This is a genomic window from Stenotrophomonas maltophilia group sp. RNC7, from assembly GCF_030910085.1.
Classification (GTDB): Bacteria; Pseudomonadota; Gammaproteobacteria; order Xanthomonadales; family Xanthomonadaceae; genus Stenotrophomonas; species Stenotrophomonas sepilia.
This window is the reverse complement of the sequence record NZ_JAVFVN010000691.1, coordinates 1-343: the sequence shown is the minus strand read 5'-3', so window position 1 is coordinate 343 and position 343 is coordinate 1. Positions and strand designations below refer to the sequence as shown.

Annotated in this window: 1 protein-coding gene; it reads left to right on the top strand. The window is 63.3% G+C overall.

The window, feature by feature from the left end:
* Positions 1–343: transporter substrate-binding protein (locus tag RCF13_RS14725; RefSeq protein WP_308141294.1), on the top strand; the 343-nt coding region annotated here is incomplete at both ends.

Here is a 343-nt window from a genome sequence, read left to right as displayed (position 1 = left end):
ACGAAGGCGAGGAGCTGGAGAAGAACGTGTTCTACACCGGCGCCGCGCCCAACCAGCAGGCGATTCCCGCCGTGGAATACCTGATGAGCGAAGACGGCGGCGGCGCCAAGCGCTTCGTGCTGCTGGGCACCGACTACGTCTACCCGCGCACCACCAACAAGATCCTGCGCGCCTTCCTGCACTCCAAGGGCGTCAAGGACAGCGACATCGACGAGGTCTACACCCCGTTCGGCCACTCCGACTACCAGACCATCGTCGCCAACATCAAGAAGTTCGCCGCCGGCGGCAAGACCGCCGTCATCTCCACCATCAACGGCGACTCCAACGTGCCGTTCTACAAGGA